Origin of the sequence: Microtetraspora malaysiensis (assembly GCF_001528665.1) — a bacterium.
GTDB classification, from domain to species: Bacteria; Actinomycetota; Actinomycetes; order Streptosporangiales; family Streptosporangiaceae; genus Microtetraspora_A; species Microtetraspora_A malaysiensis.
Genome location: NZ_BBYJ01000022.1, coordinates 126313 through 141549 on the forward strand (window position 1 = coordinate 126313; position 15237 = coordinate 141549).

Below are 15237 nucleotides of genomic sequence, written 5' to 3' on the forward strand. Positions count from 1 at the left end.
GGTGAGCGGTGCGTCGCGGGAACCGGCGGGGCGGTGGGCCGCGTCGAACCGATCAACGATCATGATCGGAAAAAGGGGCGAGGATGGCGCGGGGGATGGCGTCCGGCGCGGCGGCGGCCCTGCTGCTGGCCGGGCTCGCGGGCTGCGGTGGCGCGGGACTGGACGGCGCGCAGACGGTCGTTGCAGTGGCCCCCGAAATGGGGGCGGCCGGCGAGATCGTGATGTGCCATTTCCAGGAGGTGTCGCTGCGGGCCCTGGGAGAGGGGCGGCCGGCCACCGAACTCGGCCCGGACGGCCGCGCCGCGCTGAAGGGAACGGAGGTGCGCCGGATCGACGACCTGGACACGTGGACGATCGTGGAGGAGAGCGCCACCCGGCTGGCGCTCATCCGGGAGCTCACCCGCCCCCGGGACCAGGGCGGCGGCATGGTCTTCACGCACGAGTTCCTGGACGTCGAGCGGTTCGGCGAGCCGGACGCGGACGGCCGCCCGGGCTGGCACCTGCGGGCCTCGAGCCGCTGCGACCTGCGCCGCGACCTCGGCGAGCTGGGAGTGGCCGACGTGACGCTCGACCCCGCGGCGCCGCCGCCCGGCCCGGACTCCCGGCGGATATCCGTACTCGTGCACGAGCGCGAGTGCGCGAGCGGGCGGCGGGCGGACGGCCGGATCCGCCTCCTCGGGGTGGAGCCGACCGCGGAGGAGGTGCGGGTGGTCCTCGGCGTACGGCGGGTGGACGCCGGAGGCGGGGTGGTGACCTGCCAGGGGAACCCGGCCACGCCGTTCACCGTCGAGCTGGACGAGCCGCTCGGCGAGCGGGTTCTCACCGACGCGTCGGTCTACCCGCCCCGGCCGATCTCGGCTCCGACCGCCGCCGGACGGCCGTGAGGCCGCTCAGCGTCCCGGGTCGATGGCGTCCCGCTTGCCGTTGAGGTACTCGGTGCCGGGGACGCGCGGATAGCGCAGGTCGAAGGCGGGACGCTCGGACCTGATGAGCGGGAGGGAGACGAAGTTGTGCCGTGGCGGCGGGCACGACGTGGCCCACTCCAGGCTGTTGCCGAATCCCCACGGGTCGTCCACCTCCACCCGCCTGCCGTGCCGGGACGTCCGCCAGACGTTGTAGAGGAACGGCAGCGTCGACATGCCGAGGAGGAAGGCGCCCGCGCTGGAGACGCTGTTCAGGAAGGTGAAGCCGTCGACGGGGGAGTAGTCGGCGTAGCGGCGGGGGAAGCCGATCACGCCGAGCCAGTGCTGGACGAGGAACGTCATGTGGAAGCCGACGAACAGCGTCCAGAAGTGGATCTTCCCGAGGCGCTCGTCGAGCATCTTGCCAGTGATCTTGGGCCACCAGAAGTAGAAGCCGGCGAACATCGCGAAGACCACGGTCCCGAAGACCGTGTAGTGGAAGTGGGCGACCACGAAGTAGGTGTCGGTGACGTGGAAGTCAAGCGGCGGGGAGGCGAGGATGACGCCGGTCAGGCCGCCCAGGAGGAAGGTCGCCAGGAAGCCGACCGAGAACAGCATGGGGGTCTCGAAGGTCAGGTGGCCGCGCCACATCGTGCCGGTCCAGTTGAAGAACTTGATGCCGGTCGGGATCGCGATCAGGAAGCTCATCAGCGAGAAGAACGGCAGCAGCACCTGGCCGGTGGCGAACATGTGGTGGGCCCACACGGTCATGGACAGACCCATGATCGAGATCGTCGCGCCGATCATGCCGACGTAGCCGAAGAGCGGCTTGCGGCTGAACACCGGGATGACCTCGGTGACGATCCCGAAGAACGGCAGCGCGATCACATACACCTCGGGATGGCCGAAGAACCAGAACAGGTGCTGCCACAGGATCGGCCCGCCCGAGTCCGGACGGAAGACGTGGCTGCCCGTCTTGCGATCGATCTCCAGCACGAGGAGGGCCGCCGCGAGCACCGGGAACGCCAGGAGCACCATGAGCGAGGTGAGCAGGACGTTCCACGTGAAGATCGGCATCCGGAACAGGGTCATGCCGGGCGCGCGCAGCCCGATGATCGTGGTGACGAAGTTGACCGATCCGAGGATCGTGCCCAGCCCGGACAGCGCCAGGCCCATGATCCACAGGTCGGCGCCGGTGGACGGGCTGAACTGCGCGAGGGACAGCGGGGCGTATCCGGTCCAGCCGTACGCGGCGGCGCCCTGGGCGGTTCCGAAGCCGGCCAGCACGATGAGCCCGCCGAAGAGGAAGAGCCAGTAGCTGATCGCGTTGAGGCGGGGGAACGCCACGTCGTGGGCGCCGATCTGGAGCGGCATGACCGCGTTGGCGAAGCCCGCGAACAGCGGCGTGGCGAACAGCAGCAGCATGACCGTGCCGTGGATGGTGAACAGCTCGTTGTAGACCTGGTTGTTCACGAACTGCAGCCCCGGCATGGCCAGTTCCGCCCGCATGATCATGGCCATGAGCCCGGCGACGAGGAAGAACGCGAACGACGTGACGAAGTAGAGGTTGCCGATCACCTTGTGGTCCGTTGTGGTGAGCCAGGAGACGACGCGGGTGCCCAGCCGCGTCGATGCCGCGGGCGGTGGGCGGGTCGCGCGTGTGGTCATGACATCTCCTGTCCCCCGAGAGGAGCCTTTCCAGGCGTCATGTACCCCTGCGCCGGTCGTCCTGCCCCCGTCTCACGGACATCAGCCGTCCTCGTCCTGCCGCCCGGCATCGCTCTTGACCAGGAACGGCGACCGGCCGAGGATGACGATCCCCACGACGAGCGCGACCAGGCCGGCGACCGTCCCCGCCAGCGCGTAGACGTCGACCCGCAGCTGCTCCTTGAAGATCGCGACGCCCAGCACGATGCCGGTGATCGGCTCGGCCGCGGTGGTGGCGGGCAGCGAGATCCGCAGCGGCGCGGCGTCGAACGCGCTCTGGTTCAGCAGGATGCCGAGCACCGCCACCAGGGGGAGCGCGTACGGCGGCCAGGCGGTGACCAGCGCGTGCACTCCGTGCTGAAGGGTGAGCAGGGAGCCCCGGGTCAGGGCGTCCTGGAGCCCGTACAGCACGCCCGCGGCGGCGGCCAGCAGCATCGCCCGCGTCTTGAGTCCGCTGCGCAGCGCGACCACGACCAGCCCGGCCGTCACCACCAGCACGGCCAGCACCGCGATCCAGGTCAGCGAGGTGGGGTGCGGCACCCTGCCGCCTCGGGGTTGCGCGGACGCGAGGAAGACCGCCACCCCGCCGCTGACCAGCACCGCCCCCAGCCACTCCCCGCGTCCGAGGCGCTCCTGATAGACCAGGGCGGAGACCGCGAGCGCGAAGATGAGGTTGGTCGCGAGCAGCGGTTCGATCTGGGCCACGCCGGCCCGCCGCAGCGCCAGCGCCCCGAGGATCTGCCCTCCCACCATGGCGCCGATGCCGAAGCGCCACAGGGGCTTGCGCATGAGGTGCAGCAGCAGACGGACGTGGAGGATCTCGGCGAGCGGCTCGGTGTACGCGGCGTGCTGCTGGGCCATGAACCCCACCCCGATGAGGGCCGCCGCCATGAGACCGAGCAGCACCGTGAGGATCATGTCGCGTGAGCCGGGTGGGCCCGGCCCCGTTGTTGACGGGTGAGCACGGAACGGTAGACGTCCACCACGCGGTGGACGAGCGTGTCCCAGGTCAGCTCCGCGGCCTGACGCCGGGCCCGGGAGGCGAGCGCCGCCGCGAGCGCCGGGTGCGCCGTCAGCTCGCGCAGCGCCCCGGCGATCGCGTACGGCGAGCCCGGCGGGACGAGCAGGCCGCTCTCCCGGTGCCGGACGAGCTCGGGGACGCCTCCCGTCGCGCTCGCCACGACCGGCACCCCGGAGTACATCGCCTCGACCAGTACCGAGCCCAGCTCCTCGTAGCGGGACGGGAGCACCAGGACGTCCACGTCCCGGAGCACGGCCGGGATCCGCTCGTGCGGGAGGAACCCGAGGAAGAGGGTCCGCCGCTCGACGCCGAGCCGCGCGGCCAGGCGGCGCAGCCGCGCCCGCTCCGGCCCGTCGCCCACCAGAACCAGGTGCCCGGGCGCGGCGGCGGAGAACAGCGCGAAGCCGCGCAGCAAGGTGTCGACGCCCTTCTGCGGGTGCAGCCGTCCCACGTACGCGATGCGCGGCCGGGGCAGTCCGGCGGGCAGGCCGGGGCCGAGATCGGCCGGGTCGGCCCGGAACTCACCGCCGACCCCGGACGGGATGACGTGGACGTCCGGGTGCGCCAGCTCGCGCCGGAGCCGGTCCGTCAGCGCGATGACCGCGGCCGCCCGGTCCACGCCGTACCCCTCCAGCGCGCCGCCCAGGGTCTTCAGGAGGAGCGAGCGCGGGCCGGTCACCCGGAGGGTGTGGCGCAGGCTGCAGTGGACGGTCAGCACGATCGGCGCTCCGCTCAGCCGGGCGGCCCGCAGCGCGAGCGGCACGATGGCGAGGTCCTCCCCGAGGTGGGCGTGGATCACGTCGGCGCCGGGCGCGAGGCCGGGCAGCCGCCACCACGCGTACAGGCTGTAGCACTGGCGGAAGACGCCGATCGGGAGGCCGAGCCGGATCACCCGGCCGTGCCGTCCGAGCGGCGCGACGGCCGGGGCGGTCGGCGGCCGGCTGGTGATGACGGTCTGCGCGATCCCGAGGGCGTCCAGCGCGCGGCTGAGGTGCCCGGTGTGGTTCTGCATCCCGCCGATCGGGTCGAAGGCCGCCGCCGACTCGGCGGCCAGGGCCGAGGCCGGCGGCTCGAAGACGGAGCACAGCCGTAGGACGCGCATGTTCACCTCGCCGGAGCCGCGGGCCCGGCACGCCTCGCGGCGCGAGACGGCGGGCGGCGCGAGACGGCGGGCGGCGCGCCGCCCGGAGACGACGCCGGTCGGCTGCCCGGGCAACTCCACACATCTACCCGCCAGACCGCACCTCATGTGCCCGCCCACCGCGGGGGGTAGCGTCTCATGATGTGGTCAGGAAATGGTCACGGGTGGCCCGGCGGGGACGTACCTGGCTCCTGGTCGTAATCTGCGGACATGACAGAAATTCGGGCACTGACCCCCGGCGACGCCTTCGCGATGCTGCTGGCCGGCAACGAACGGTTCATCACGGGGCGCACGCAGCACCCGAACCAGGACGCCGTCCGCCGCGCCGAGATCGCTCCACTTCAGAGCCCGTTCGCCGTGCTCTTCGGCTGCTCCGACTCCCGCCTGGCGGCCGAGATCATCTTCGACCGCGGACTCGGAGACCTGTTCGTCGTCCGTACGGCGGGGCATGTCATGGGGCCCGAGGTGCTCGGCAGTATCGAGTACGGCGTGAGCGTGCTGGGCTGCCCGCTGGTCGTCGTCCTCGGCCACGACTCGTGCGGCGCGGTCGCGGCCACCTGCGCCGCGCTTGAGGAAGGACTCGCCCCCACCGGCTACGTACGCGACGTCGTCGAGCGGGTGACCCCGAGCGTGCTCGCCGCCCGCGCCGCCGGGCTCACCCGCCCCGACGAGATCGTGGACGAGCACATCCGCAACACCGTGGACCTCCTGGTCGACCGCTCCCGCGTGCTCGCCGACAGCCTCGCGGCGGGCCGGGTGGCCGTGGTCGGCCTGTCGTACCGGCTGGCCGAGGGCACCGCGCGGCTCGTCGCCGACCACGGTCTCGGCGTCCCCGTCCGCACGCCCGGCGTCGAGGAGGAGCCGGCCCGTCCCGCCTGACCGGGCGCCGGTCCGTCGCGACCTTTATGGCGGAGTGTGGGTTTTCTATACGCTTCCTGACGTTTGCGAGGCACTGGTGGTGAATCTCCCGTTGTGCGGCAAGGAGTTGTCCTAAGGGGCACGCCTGCCAAGCGAGGGGTGATCAGCGTGACCGCATGGCGTCGATGCTCCATCAGGACCCGCCTGACCGTGGCGGCGAGCGCCGTCATGGCGGCGATCTGCGCCATCGGCACGGTGCTCACCCTGCTGTCCGCGCGCGGGCGAGACCTGGAGTACCAGAAGGCCTCCCTGGTCGTCTGGGCCATGAGGGTCATCGAGCAGATGGTGATCCAGGGCCCCCTGACCGCCCTTCCCGACGGACCGGGCAGGGCGGCCCAGCTCTTCGACCCCGACAAGCGCCTGGCGGCCTCCTCCGGTGACATGGCGGGCAAGCCGCCGATGGCGAACTTCGGCTCCGACTCGACGACGTACCGGGTCAAGGAACTGTGTGACCTGCCCGACTTCCCGGGCCAGTGCCGGATCGTCATCGACGTCCCGGTCCACCTCGCCGACGGGACCTGGCGGCTGTACGCCGCGGCCCCGTCGCCTCCGTGGTTCGGCAACCCGCTGCTGCTCGCCCTGCTGGTCGGCGGCTCGGCCCTGGTCGTCGCGGTCACCGCACTCGGCACGTACCGAACGGTGGGCAAGACCCTCGAACCCGTCCAGGCCATCGGCGCCAAGCTCGACCAGATCACCGCCACCGATCTCGGGCATCGCGTCCCGCTCCCGAAGTACCAGGACGAGCTGGAAGACCTCACCCGGATCGCCAACCGGACCCTGGACCGGGCCCAGGCGGCCGTCGAGCAGCAGCTCAGGTTCGCCTCCGACGCCTCACATGACCTGCGCAGCCCGCTCACCGCCATGCGCGTACGGATCGAGGACGCGCTCATGTGCCCGGAGGAGACCGACTGGCCCAAGACGGCCGCCGCGCTCCTGGACAGCGTGGAGCGCCTCCAGGAGCTGGTCACCGACCTGCTCCAGATCTCCCGCCTGGACGCGGGGGTGGGCGGACGGCACGAGCCCGTGGACCTCACGACGCTCGTGGCGTCCGAGCTGGACCACCGGCCGCGCCGGGTCCGGGTGGTCCGCGACCTCGCCCCCCAGGTGATGGTGAGCGGGGACCGGATCGGCCTGGGCCGGCTCCTGACCAACCTCCTGGACAACGCCGAACGCCACGCCGACACCGCGATCACCGTCACGGCCCGCGCGGAGCCGGGCACGGCGGTGCTGGAGGTGCGCGACGACGGCGAGGGGGTCCCGCCCGAGCAGCGGGACGCCGTCTTCCAGCGGTTCGTCCGCCTGGACGCCTCCCGGCGGAAGGATCCGGGCGGCACCGGACTCGGCCTGCCCATCGCGCGGCAGATCGCCGAGAACCACGGCGGCACCCTCACCATCGAGGACAGCCCGCGCGGCGCCCGGTTCGTGCTGCGCCTCCCGCGCCGCGTCTCTCAGCCGGAACCCGCGCTCGCCGGAGACGAGCACGGCGGCCGCGAACCCGCGGAGCGCTCCGCCGACCGGGGCGGCGGGTGCCCTCCGCGCTGAGCCGGGTGAGACGGGCTCCGTCCGCGCGAGTCCGAAGCGCGTAGCCGCGCGGTGCGACGCCGGGACGTCCGCGTACGTTCCGGTGATGCCGAGCGCGTGAATATCGGCTTTGCCGATGGCACCGCCCCCTCTTCGCGAGCAGCCGCGAATGATCAATTTGAACAGGCGACGTGGACGATCGCCCCAAAGTGAACTTTCTACCGACTCGCCTGTCAATGGCGGCAAAGCGCATAAAACGTGGGGTTGTTTCCCTCAATCGGATCTCCGGCGGGTTCGCGCCGCTCACCGGCATGGCCGGCCTCGACCGAAAACCCTTCGGTTCGAGGGGGCTTCGTCCGTAAAATCGACAATTTTTTCCCGTATATTGACATGTTTGTCAGATTAGAGTCAGACTTCGCTCGTTCTGTTCACCCCCAGGTGATGCACCCCCCAAACGCGTCACGACTCAGAAGGAGCGTCGTGTGAAACGCACTGCTGCGTTAGCGCTCATCACCACGGCCGCGGGCGTCCTCGTCGGACTGTCCCCAACCAGCGCGGCGGGCGCGAGCCCCGCCGCAGATCCGGCGCAGGCCGCCCGCGGCGCCGACCGCATGGTCGACGCCAAGCCGGCCGCCCTGCGGTCCTCCGCCAAGGACGCCTTCCACCGCGAGAAGGTCGTCGGGCAGGGCGACCTCAACTACGTCTCCTACACCCGCACCTACAGCGGCCTGCCGGTGTACGGGGGCGACTTCGTCGTCGTCACCGACGCCAAGGGCGGCGTGCTGAGCACGTCCGTCGCCCAGGAGAAGGCGCTGGACGTCGGCACCACACCGAAGATCTCCGCCGAGAAGGCGGCCGAGGTCGCCCGCGCGCAGGTGACCGACGCCACCGGCACCTCGACCCCCCGCCTGACCGTGATGGCCGAGGACACCGGCCGGTTGGCGTACGAGGTCGTCGCGGAAGGGACGAACAACGGCCGCGAGAGCAAGATGCATGTCTTCGTCGACGCGCTGACCGGCGATGTCGTGGAGAAGTCCGACGAGGTCATGGACGGCACGGGCAACAGCTACTACAACGGCAACCCGGTCACCATCGGTACCACGGCGGGCTACTCCATGGCCGACCCCACCCGGACCGGCATCCGCTGCGGTGGCCAGAACGGCACGACCTACACCAAGAGCACCGACTCCTGGGGTAACGGCTCCGGCACCGACCTGGAGACCGCCTGCGTCGACACGCTCTTCGCGGCCGGCCAGGAGTGGGACATGCTGCGCGACTGGCTGTCGCGCAACGGCATGGACGGCACCGGCGGCGGCTTCCCCGCCCGGGTCGGTCTCAGCGACGTCAACGCGTACTGGAACGGCAGCTACACCAACTTCGGTCACTCGCAGGACAACAAGCGCCAGGCCACCTCGATCGACGTCGTGGCCCACGAGTACGGCCACTCGGTCTTCCAGAACACCCCGGGCGGCTCGACCGGCAGCAACGAGAAGGGTGGCCTCAACGAGTCCACCGGCGACATCTTCGGTACCCTGACCGAGCACTACGCCGCCGAGCACGGGGGCACCCACACCCCGGACTACGCCGTGGGTGAGCAGGTCAACCTCGTCGGCAGCGGCCCGATCAGGTACATGTACAAGCCGTCCCTCATCTCCGGCGACCCCGACTGCTACTCCTCCTCCGTGCCCCCCATGGAGGTCCACTCCGCCGCCGCCATCCAGAACCACTGGTTCTACCTGTTGGCCGAGGGCTCGAACCCGACCAACGGCAACCCGGCCAGCCCGACCTGCAACAGCTCCACCGTCACCGGCGTCGGCATCCAGAAGGCCGGCAAGATCTTCATGGGCACGCTGAACCGCAAGACCTCCACCTGGACGCACACGCTGGCGCGTAAGGCGTCCCTGGCGGCCGCGATCGAGCTCTTCCCCGGATCCTGCACCGAGTACAACGCCACCAAGGCGGCGTGGAACGCGGTGAGCGTGCCGGCCGACTCGACTGAGCCCAGCTGCAACACCAGCGGGAACGACTTCTCCGTGTCGCTCAACCCGGCCTCGGCGACCGTCACGGCCGGCCAGCAGACGACCACCACCGTCGCCACGCAGACCACGTCCGGAAGCGCGCAGAGCGTCGCGCTCACCGCGAGCGGCCTGCCGGCCGGCGTGACCGCCTCCTTCAACCCGTCGTCGGTGACCTCGGGCGGCTCCTCGACCCTGACCCTCACGACGTTGACGACCACCGCCTCCAACGCCTACCCGATCACGGTGACCGGCACCGGCACGGCGACGCACACCGCGACCTTCACCCTGAACGTGACCGGCGGCACCGGTCCGTGCGGCGGCAAGCAGCACACCGCCACCGGCACGCTCACCTCCGGCGCCAGCGCCTACCAGCCGGGCACGTCCGGCTTCCAGGTCACCACGTCCGGAACGCACACAGCCTGCCTGGCCGGGCCCAGCGGCACCGACTTCGACCTCTACCTGCAGAAGCAGGGCATCCTGGGCTGGACGACCGTGGCCAGCAGCCTCTCGGCCAGCTCGAACGAGTCCATCACCTACAACGGCACCGCGGGCACCTACCGCTACCGCGTCTACTCCTACAGCGGCAGCGGCTCCTACACCCTGGGCTACGACAACCCGTAACCCCCTCTCTGGAGTAGACCCCTCCAGCGGGCCCCGGCACAGCGCTCATGCCGGGGCCCGCCCCGCTGTCCGGGGGCGCCTTCCCTCTTCGCGCCGCTCCTCCAGCTCGCCTGCGTCGGCACGGTGCTGCTGGCCGCGCGCTCGCTCGTCCCCGCGCCCGTCGCCGCCTGACCCGCCGCGGCGGCCTGCCGGCTCAGACCTCCCCGACCGCCTCGCACTCGCCCTTCTTCATCGCCGGCGCGTTGTCGTCGTACGCGTCCGACGTGGCCACGACGTTCGGCATGCCCTCGTAGTCCGGGCGCAGGAACCCGTCGGGGGAGTCACACTCCGTCCAAGCCGACCACATGTCGACGCTGGGGCCGTTCCAGCGCCGCAGCGGTCCGTCCGGCTTGTCCCGCCAGTACTCGTGTCGGGCCTTGACGAAGGCCATCACCCGGAGCACCGGGCCGGGCACTCCCTTCGGGCGTACCGGATAGACCGCCCGGAACGTGTAGTTCACCCACAGCTCCGGCCTGCCCTGATCGTCCTTGCCCTTCTCGGCGGACATCGCGGCCTTCACCTTGATCACATCGCCGACCAGGTCCACCGAGCCCGGCGCGAAGCTCGTCACCCAGCTACGGGTGTTCTTGTCCTGGTCCTTGCTGTCCAGGTATTTCAGGAAGTGCTTGCGCTGCTCCCGGTCGAGCAGCGCGGTGAACGCCTCCGGCGCGCCGCCGAGCAGCGTCTGCCGGTCGAGGTGGGCGGCCACGAGCATCCGCTTGCTCGTCTGGTACGCGGCCTCGACGTCCGCGGCCGGATATTTCCCGACCTGGGCGGCCGCGGGGATCGCGATGCCGTCGGCTCCGTCGGCGTAGCTCTCAGAGGGAGACCCCCGGAAGGGCCGGTTGGGATCGATCACGGAAGGGTCCGCCAGCGCGTCCCGCATCGCCGCGCATCCGGAGAGCGCCGTCACGGCCAGGCATCCCGCCAGGAGGGTACGCATTACACCACGTTCAGACATGCCAGGAATTATTCAGGTGATCTCCAGTATCCGGCAGTAGCGGAGCACGACCTCGTGGATCTCCCGGCGGTCCGACCATTCCGCACGTATGACGGTCACCTCAGGCGAGTACGGCGGGTTCGTCGAGGCAAAGGCGAGACGGCCGGGGTTCGCGGGGGCGCGGTCCCGTTGACCGGAACCGCGCCCCCGGCTGCCCGGCGGTTACGGCCGGTGGATGGTGGTGAAGGTGCCGCCGCCGTCGGTGGACTCGTACACGCTGCCGTCCATGGAGGCGGCGAGCAGGCGTTCGGCGGAGACGGCGGTGAAGGCCACGGCCTGCATGGGCAGCCGGCCGCGCGGCGTCCACGCGGCGCCGTCGGCGGAGACCTGCACCCGCCCGTCGGGAGCCACGCCGAGCAGGCCGCCTCCGTCGGTCACGTCCAGGAAGGACAGCAGGGGAGCGCCCTTGAGCAGGCGGAAGGCGCGGCCCCCGTCCGCGCTGACCTTGACGCCGTCGGGGGTCGTGGCGTAGACGGTCTCCGGCTTGCCGGCTCCGGCGGCCAGGTCGAGCAGGTCGAGCCTGGCCCCCGGGGTGAGGGACCCACCCTCGCCGCGCCACACCTGCCCGGTCTGCGAGTCGTAGCCGTACACCCTCGTGCCGGCGACCTGGAGCGCGTGGAAGTCCGCCTTCCCGGCGAGCGCCACCTGCTCCCACGTCGCCCCGGCGTCCGCCGAGCGGATCAGCCCCAGGTGCGGAGCCTGCCCGGCCGCGATGTCCTGGGCGGACGGGTGGCCGCTGGCGTAGAAGGTGCCGGGGCCGGCGACGGTGAAGCCCATGTGGTCGGCGTCCCGGTCGCCCACCCGGACCAGCTTCCCCGCCTCGACGGTGAACAGGCCGAAGTGCCCCGCGACGTACACCTTGCCGGTGGCCGGATCGACACCGAGCCCGTGAACGTGCCCGACGCCCGGATCCGCGTCCGCGGCGGCGGGAGGCGCGTCCCGCTCCGCCGTCCCGCCGGTGCCGCATCCGGCCAGCCCCGCCGCGAGCAGCAGCGCCCCGGCCGCCAGGCCGAACTTCTTGATCACTTCGGCTCCCCCTTCCCGGCCCGGTAGCCGAGCAGGCTCATCATCCCGGCCTCGGCGTGGTACACGTTGTGGCAGTGGATCATCCAGATGCCCGGATTGTCGGCGTCGAAGTCGGCGTGCACGGTCGCGCCGGGCAGCACGATCGCGGTGTCCTTGCGCACGCCGCTCGCCCCGAGGGCGAAGGTGTGGCCGTGCAGGTGCATCGGGTGCCACATCAGGCTCCGGTTCACGAAGGACAGCCGCACCCGCTCGCCCGACCGGACCGGTTCGATGACCTTCGGGTCGTACCTCCTGCCGTTGATCGCCCAGTCGTACTTCGCCATGCTGCCGGTGAGCGCCAGCGTGATCGTGCGGTCCGGCGTCTTCCCGGGCAGTCGTACGGCGTCCGCCGGCACGAGCGCGTCGTAGGAGACGAGCCGGCCGTCCAGCTCGCTGGGCCGGACGTCGGGCTCCGGCGCGCGGGCGCCCGCCGAGGTGCGCACCAGCGCGCGGGCGACGGCGCGCTTGCCCTCCGCCAGCGCGACCAGGGGGAACACGCCGTCCTTGAGGGTGACGAGCACGTCGTACCGCTCGCCCATGCCGATCAGCAGGGCGTCGGTCTCGACGGGGACGACCGGGTAACCGTCGGTGTGCGTCACCGTCATGGCGTGGCCGCCGAGCGCGACCCGGAACGCGGTGTCGCCGCCCGCGTTGATCAGCCGGATCCGCAGCCGGGAGCCCGGGCGGGCGGTCCGGGTCTCCGGCGCGGTGGCGACCCTGCCGTTGACCAGGAAGTGCGGGTAGTAGACGTCCCCGGCGTCGCCGCCGAGGAGGTCGCTCTCCGCGTTCATCATCATGTGCGGCCACTTCGACGAGGCCGAGGGCGACGGGGTGGGCATGGCCATGTCGCCGTGGCCGCCGTGCCCGCCGCCCTGATCACCGTCCGGGGCGGTCGCGCCGTGGTCCATCCCCGGCATGTCGTGGTCCATGTTCGCGTCCATGTTCGCCATGGAGGTGAGCTCCGCGAGCACCTCGTCGGGGGTGCCGCTGACGCCGTCCAGCCAGTCGTCCAGGACGACGACCCACTCCTCGTCGTAGCCGAGCGGCTCGTCCGGATCCTCCACGATCAGCGGCGCGTAGAGCCCCCGGTCGAGCTGCGGCCCGTGGTGCGGGTGGAACCAGTACGTGCCCGGATGGGCGGCGGTGAACTCGTAGACCAGCTCGCCTCCGGCGGGTACGGGCGGCTGCGTGACGCCCGGCACGCCATCGGCGTCGTTGCGCAGGGCGAGGCCGTGCCAGTGGACGGTGGTCTCCTGGGGCAGCCGGTTGGTCAGGCGAGCCCGGACCACCTCGCCGGCCCTGACCCGGATCGGCTCTCCGGGGAGGCGGTCGCCGTACATCCAGGTGCGTACGGCGGGGCCGCCCAGGTCGGCCTGCCCCTCCTGGGCGATCAGCTGGAACTCGCGCACCTGGCCGGGACCGCGGGCGGCCTCGGCGGCGCGTACCTCGGCGCCGGTCGGCCGGACGAAGGGGGTGCTCTCGCTGACGCGGGAGCACGCGGTGAGTAGGGCTCCACCGGCGCCGGCCAGGCCGGCGCGCAGGAAGAGCCGTCGATCGATCGAAGGCATGGGAAATTCCGCTCACGGTTCACTGATGGGAAGAGGACCAGGAGGAACCGGGCGGGCGGCGGCTTTCGGGCCGCCGACCTCCGCCCGGCCCGGAAGCCTCTATACGCGCAGGACCGTGACGCGCCGCAGTGAGAGAGCGAAGGACGGCGGCGACCCGCGGACGGCGGGCAGCCGGGAGGGCCGCTCGCTCCCGCCGGTGACGCCGCCGGAGGAACGGCACCGGAAAACCAGGCTCAGCGCCGCCGCGGCCAACACGGCGGCAACCGCGGTCAGGCACAGCACGAAGGGGGAGGCCTCGCCGGCCCCCTCCGTCTGGGAGGCCGCCACCTGGTGCACCGCTCCGATGCGCGCCTCCGCCATCGTGGCTGTCACCGTGGCTGTCACCGTGGCCGCCACCTGGTGGGCCGACGCGATCGGGGGCGCCGCCATCGGGCCGTGCGGCGCGTGCCGTTCGGCGGGCGCCGCGACCATGTCGTGCATGGGGCCGTGCATGGGGCCGTGCATGGGGCCGTGCATGGGGCCGTGCATGGGGCCGTGCATGGGGTCGTGCGACAGGGGCGAGTCCGCCATGGGCATCCCGCACAGGTGCGCGGTGGCCTGGCTCAGGCCGACGCCGAGCAGCACGGACGCGAGCAGAACCAGCTTGGGCAGCACCGCCGCGACCGCGCTCCTGGTGGTCCCCCGCCGAGTGCGCACGGGCTCACACTACCGGCGGCACACCCCACCCCCGTATCCGGCGGGTGCGATCGCTCTTCCCCGAGGCGCTTCCCGTTGCTACATTCGCGGTAACAAGAATTCATTTCAGTTTTGGCCAGGAGGACTCCATGACCGCTCCCAGTCCTTCAGCACAGGCCGCGGCATCGGCGCGCCGGGAGCTCCCCCCGTCCATGGTCGAGCGGATGACTCTGATCATGGACGCCTTCGCCGGCCGCTCGACCCGGCTCACCCTGGAGGACGTGGCGCGCTGCACCCACCTCCCGCGCTCCACCGCGCACCGCATCCTCGACCAGCTCGTCCGGCTGAACTGGCTGGAGCACACCACGTTCGGCTACCGCCTCGGGCAGCGGGCGCTCGGCCTCGGCGGCCGGGACGGCAGCCACGGGGAGATCCGCGAGGCGGCCGCGCCGCTGCTGCACGAGCTGCAGATCAGGACCGGCATGGTCGTCCATCTCGCGGTGCTCGACGGCGCCCAGGTGTTCTACCTCGACAAGGTCGGCGGCCGGTTCGCCACCTCGGTCCCGTCCCGCGTGGGCGGCCACGCCCCCGCCCACTGCACCGCGCTGGGCAAGGCGATCCTCGCCTGGCTGGAACCCGAGCAGGTCGAGGCGCGGATCAGCGGCTCCATCAGCCGGATGACCAACCGGACCATCGGCGAGATGAGCATCCTGCACCAGGAACTGCACCGGATCCGGCAGCGGCACGGGCTGGCCTTCGAACGGGGGGAGTGCTTCCCGACCATCGCCTGCGTCGCCGCGGCGATCCGCGGCTACGAGGGCCCCGTCGCCAGCATCTCCCTCGTCGGCGAGCCCCGCACGCCGCTGGAGAAGGTCGCGCCGCTGGTGATCGACGCCGCGCGGCAGGCGTCGCTGGCCCTCTTCCCCGACCTCACGGCCCCGCGCCGGGCCCGCCTCATGGTGGCCGTGCCGGACCAGACCTGGTCGTCCGAGACCATGAACCGGCTCATGGAGACCGGCCAGAACGGCGACTGGCTCTGAC

12 protein-coding genes are annotated in these 15237 nt (G+C 71.7%); 5 read left to right on the plus strand and 7 right to left on the minus strand.

Annotated features, from left to right (window positions below; all coding sequences use genetic code 11):
• The first annotated feature begins 83 nt into the window (after positions 1 to 83).
• On the plus strand, positions 84 to 884 hold the full coding sequence (locus AWQ71_RS27555; protein WP_157570608.1) for a hypothetical protein: 801 nt from the start codon (positions 84 to 86) through the stop codon (positions 882 to 884).
• A gap of 6 nt (positions 885 to 890) precedes the next feature.
• Here AWQ71_RS27555 and ctaD read toward each other — a convergent pair whose 3' ends face one another.
• From ctaD to AWQ71_RS27570, 3 genes are all read right to left on the minus strand, one after another.
• Positions 891 to 2570, minus strand: coding sequence for an aa3-type cytochrome oxidase subunit I (gene ctaD / locus AWQ71_RS27560; RefSeq protein WP_067138155.1), 1680 nt, complete (start codon positions 2568 to 2570; stop codon positions 891 to 893).
• A gap of 81 nt (positions 2571 to 2651) precedes the next feature.
• On the minus strand, positions 2652 to 3515 hold the full coding sequence (locus AWQ71_RS27565) for a DMT family transporter (RefSeq protein ID WP_084259357.1): 864 nt from the start codon (positions 3513 to 3515) through the stop codon (positions 2652 to 2654).
• Positions 3516 to 3523: 8 nt separating this feature from the next.
• Positions 3524 to 4852, minus strand: coding sequence for a glycosyltransferase (locus AWQ71_RS27570; protein ID WP_218001986.1), 1329 nt, complete (start codon positions 4850 to 4852; stop codon positions 3524 to 3526).
• Positions 4853 to 4981: 129 nt separating this feature from the next.
• On the opposite strand from AWQ71_RS27570, the gene AWQ71_RS27575 reads away from it, so the two are divergent.
• The 3 genes from AWQ71_RS27575 (at position 4982) to AWQ71_RS27585 (ending at position 9849) form a co-directional block, all read left to right on the plus strand.
• Positions 4982 to 5650, plus strand: coding sequence for a carbonic anhydrase (locus AWQ71_RS27575; protein WP_067138157.1), 669 nt, complete (start codon positions 4982 to 4984; stop codon positions 5648 to 5650).
• Positions 5651 to 5797: 147 nt separating this feature from the next.
• A complete protein-coding gene (locus AWQ71_RS27580) occupies positions 5798 to 7231 on the plus strand; it encodes a sensor histidine kinase (protein ID WP_157570609.1) in 1434 nt (477 codons plus the stop codon).
• Between the two features lie 461 nt (positions 7232 to 7692).
• Positions 7693 to 9849, plus strand: a complete 2157-nt coding sequence (locus AWQ71_RS27585; protein ID WP_067138159.1) for a M4 family metallopeptidase — start codon at positions 7693 to 7695, stop codon at positions 9847 to 9849.
• 193 nt (positions 9850 to 10042) lie between these two features.
• Here AWQ71_RS27585 and AWQ71_RS27590 read toward each other — a convergent pair whose 3' ends face one another.
• The 4 genes from AWQ71_RS27590 to AWQ71_RS27605 all read right to left on the minus strand — a co-directional run bounded on the left by AWQ71_RS27590 (position 10043) and on the right by AWQ71_RS27605 (position 14217).
• Positions 10043 to 10831, minus strand: coding sequence for a hypothetical protein (locus AWQ71_RS27590; RefSeq protein WP_067138160.1), 789 nt, complete (start codon positions 10829 to 10831; stop codon positions 10043 to 10045).
• Between the two features lie 219 nt (positions 10832 to 11050).
• Positions 11051 to 11914: a F510_1955 family glycosylhydrolase gene (locus AWQ71_RS27595; RefSeq protein WP_084259358.1), complete on the minus strand. Its 864-nt coding sequence runs from the start codon at positions 11912 to 11914 to the stop codon at positions 11051 to 11053.
• Positions 11911 to 13521, minus strand: coding sequence for a multicopper oxidase family protein (locus AWQ71_RS27600; RefSeq protein ID WP_067138161.1), 1611 nt, complete (start codon positions 13519 to 13521; stop codon positions 11911 to 11913). Before AWQ71_RS27600 ends, AWQ71_RS27595 begins: the two co-directional genes overlap by 4 nt.
• Before the next feature lie 99 nt (positions 13522 to 13620).
• A complete protein-coding gene (locus AWQ71_RS27605; RefSeq protein ID WP_157570610.1) occupies positions 13621 to 14217 on the minus strand; it encodes a hypothetical protein in 597 nt (198 codons plus the stop codon).
• A gap of 203 nt (positions 14218 to 14420) precedes the next feature.
• Between AWQ71_RS27605 and AWQ71_RS27610 the strand changes: the two genes are divergently transcribed.
• The gene (locus AWQ71_RS27610; RefSeq protein WP_245658502.1) at positions 14421 to 15236 is read left to right on the plus strand and encodes an IclR family transcriptional regulator; all 816 of its coding nucleotides are present in this window, start codon (positions 14421 to 14423) and stop codon (positions 15234 to 15236) included.
• Position 15237 lies beyond the last annotated feature (1 nt).

What these genes read in the sequence shown, in the direction of transcription:
- AWQ71_RS27600 (WP_067138161.1), bottom strand. Translation starts at nt 13,521, where the DNA reads ATGCCTTCGATCGATCGACGGCTCTTCCTGCGCGCCGGCCTGGCCGGC.
- AWQ71_RS27590 (WP_067138160.1), bottom strand. Translation starts at nt 10,831, where the DNA reads ATGCGTACCCTCCTGGCGGGATGCCTGGCCGTGACGGCGCTCTCCGGA.
- AWQ71_RS27555 (WP_157570608.1), top strand. Translation starts at nt 84, where the DNA reads ATGGCGCGGGGGATGGCGTCCGGCGCGGCGGCGGCCCTGCTGCTGGCC.
- AWQ71_RS27610 (WP_245658502.1), top strand. Translation starts at nt 14,421, where the DNA reads ATGACTCTGATCATGGACGCCTTCGCCGGCCGCTCGACCCGGCTCACC.
- ctaD (WP_067138155.1), bottom strand. Translation starts at nt 2,570, where the DNA reads ATGACCACACGCGCGACCCGCCCACCGCCCGCGGCATCGACGCGGCTG.
- AWQ71_RS27575 (WP_067138157.1), top strand. Translation starts at nt 4,982, where the DNA reads ATGACAGAAATTCGGGCACTGACCCCCGGCGACGCCTTCGCGATGCTG.